We start from the raw sequence: 2,836 nt of genomic DNA on the forward strand, positions 1-2,836 counted from the left end.
GGGGCGCGCCCGGTCCTCCGGGGGGGGGGGGTCCGGCGGGGCCGGGCCCGGGGGAGTGGCGGTGCGGGGCCGGCCGGGGTCAGCGGGCGGGCGAGGCGGCGTCCACGGCCTCGACCGCGCGGACCAGCGAGGTCAGCTCGGGGTTGCGGGCGGCCTCGTCGAGGGCCTCGCGCAGGGCGGCGTCGTTGGTCGGCCGGGCCCGCTCCAGGAGCTTCAGCCCGTCCTCGCTCACATTGGTGTAGATGCCGCGGCGGTCGGTCGGGCACAGGTAGCGCGACAGCAGGCCGCGGTCCTCCAGCCGGGTGACCAGGCGGGTGGTGGCGCTCTGGCTCAGCACGACCGCGTCGGCGACCTGCTTCATCTGCAGGTGCCCGCCCTCGTCGTCGTGCTGGCGGCTGAGCACGTCGAGCAGCGAGTACTCGCGCACGCTCAGGTCGTGCTCGGCCTGCAGGGCGCGTTCGATGTGGGACTCGATCCGGCCGTGCAGGAGGGACAGGGCGTTCCAGCCGCTGGCGAGGGCGGTGAGCGCGGGGTCCGTGGCGGTCATGGGGCCTGGCCTCCTTGCAGATGTGGCTGATGACAAGGATAAGCCATGAACTGAAATATCGGCCAGAGCTTGTATAGCGCTTGTGCAAATAATCTTCCCATGCGGGCCCGGGGTGGGCCCGGGTGGGTCCGGTCGGGGTGTCGGGGCGAGGGGTGTTGGGCAGTGCCCAGTGTTCGCAAGGCTTTGGCGTAAATGGTTCAGACCATTGACGCGAGGGGAAGGCAGCTCCTACGGTGTCGGGCAACCGGTCTGGCGCGGGCATGCCATGTCTCGGGCAGGCCGCCGTGCGCACCCCCACGCGCACGCGCACGCCCCGCGCCGGGCGCACACTCCATCCACCCCCACGGAGGAGCACCATGCGCAAGCGCCATCTGATCGCCGCCGCCGCGGCCGCGATCGCCCTGCCGATCGCGGCGGCCCTGCCGGCCCAGTCGCACGGCTTCATCAACCTGCCGCCGAGCCGTTCCGCGCTCTGCGGCGCCAACGCCGTCCCGTGGGACTGCGGCGACATCCAGTGGGAGCCGCAGAGCGTCGAGGGCCCCAAGGGCTTCCCGGGCCGCGGCCCCGCGGACGGCACCATCTGCGCCGGCGGGGACGCCCGTTGGGCCCCGCTGGACAACCCCCGGGGCGGCGCCTGGCCGACCACCAGGGTGACGGCGGGCCAGCAGCTCACCTTCACCTGGGAGATCGAGGCCCGGCACTCCACCACGAACTTCAAGTACTACCTGACCAAGCCCGGCTACAGCGCGAGCCAGCCGATCACCCGGTCCGCCCTGGACCTGACCCCGTTCCTGACCGTCCCCTACAACGGCCGCCAGCCCGCCGCCACCACCACCCACACCGGGACCCTGCCCACCGGCCGCACCGGGCACCAGGTGATCGTCGCCGTCTGGGAGATCGCCGACACCGGCAACGCCTTCTACTCCTGCACCGACGTCCAGTTCTGACCGCCCCCGGGCCGTCCCGCCGACGCCGCCGCCCGACTCCGGACGGCGCCGGCGGGCCGCCCGCCCGACCGCACCGGAGACCCTCGCCCGGGCCGTGCTCGCGCGCCGCAGAAGCCGCAAATAGGTACATTGACGACATTTGGCAGCAGTGCCAGGCTTCGCGCGTCCACGAAAGAAGGCCGACCGCCTTCGGAAAGGGTCTCCATGCGCCCCGACCTCAGCCCCGCCGTCCTCGCCGAGCTGCGCCGGCCGCGGCCCTATCCGGTGGTGTCGATCCTGATGCCCACGCACCGCCGGGAGCCGGACAACACCCAGGACCCGGTCCGGCTGCGCAACCTGCTGGCCGAGGCGAAGGAGCGCGTCCAGGCGGACCCGGAGGTCTCCCGCGCCGACCGGATCGACGTGCTGGAACAGCTCGACCGGGCCCTCGCGGAGGTCGACCTGGTGCACGCCGAGGACGGCCTGGCGATCTTCGCCGCCCCCGGCGAGCACCAGGTCTGGTCACTCGGGCGCACCGCCCCCGCCCGGGTGGTCCTGTCCGACACCTTCCTCACCCGCAACCTGGTCGCCGCGCACGCCGCCGAGCGCCCGTTCTGGGTGCTCGCGGTCGCCGCCGACAAGGTGGTGCTCTGGGGCGGCACCGAGGAGCGGGTCACCGAGGAGAAGGGCCGCGGCTTTCCGCTGGTGCGCGTCTTCGACAACCCCGACCCCGAACGCCAGGAGCAGATCGGCGACACGCCCAGCACCTTCCGCGACGAGGCGACCAAGACCTTCCTGCGCCAGGCCGACACCGAGGTCGGCAAGCTGCTGGCCGCCGCCCCCCGCCCGCTGTACGTGGTCGGCGAGGCCGCCGCCCTCGCCCTGCTGGACGCCGTCGGCCCGATCGCCAAGGAGTCCACCGCGCAGCTCCCGCACGGCGGCCTGGCCCAGGCCGACGCCGAGACCGTCCGCAAGGTGGTCGAACCCGCCGTGCGCGCCCACGCCGACCAGGAGGTCGCCGAGCACCTCGCCCAGCTCGACAAGGCCCGCGGCGCCCAGCAGTTCGCGGCCGGCCTGGACGAGGTCTGGCGGACCGTCGGCGAGGGCCGGGTCGCCCGCCTGGTCGTCGAGGAGAACTACCGCGCCACCGTGCGCGACGAGGGCGAGCACCTCGTGCCCGCCGAGGCCGACCAGCCCGGCGCCCGCGAGGACATCGTCGACGAGGTGATCGAGCGCACCCTGGACACCGGCGGCCAGGTCGGCTTCGTCCCCGACGGCACCCTCGCCGACAGCGACCGGATCGCCGCCGTCCTGCGCTACTGACCCGCCCCCGACCGCGGCCGCCCCCCTTCGCCCGTGGGCG

3 protein-coding genes are annotated in these 2,836 nt (G+C 73.9%); 2 read left to right on the plus strand and 1 reads right to left on the minus strand.

Annotated elements, in window-relative coordinates; translation table 11 throughout:
* Positions 1–79 precede the first annotated feature (79 nt).
* Positions 80–547, minus strand: coding sequence for a MarR family winged helix-turn-helix transcriptional regulator (locus ACWGJO_RS41355; protein WP_387692391.1), 468 nt, complete (start codon positions 545–547; stop codon positions 80–82).
* A gap of 356 nt (positions 548–903) precedes the next feature.
* Here ACWGJO_RS41355 and ACWGJO_RS41360 point away from each other — a divergent pair, with 356 nt between their 5' ends.
* Together ACWGJO_RS41360 and ACWGJO_RS41365 are read left to right on the plus strand one after the other, a co-directional pair.
* Positions 904–1,494, plus strand: coding sequence for a lytic polysaccharide monooxygenase (locus tag ACWGJO_RS41360; RefSeq protein ID WP_359915504.1), 591 nt, complete (start codon positions 904–906; stop codon positions 1,492–1,494).
* 204 nt (positions 1,495–1,698) lie between these two features.
* Positions 1,699–2,796, plus strand: a complete 1,098-nt coding sequence (locus tag ACWGJO_RS41365; protein WP_452190933.1) for a baeRF3 domain-containing protein — start codon at positions 1,699–1,701, stop codon at positions 2,794–2,796.
* The last annotated feature ends 40 nt before the right edge of the window (positions 2,797–2,836 follow it).

This window comes from Kitasatospora sp. NPDC054795, assembly GCF_053611565.1.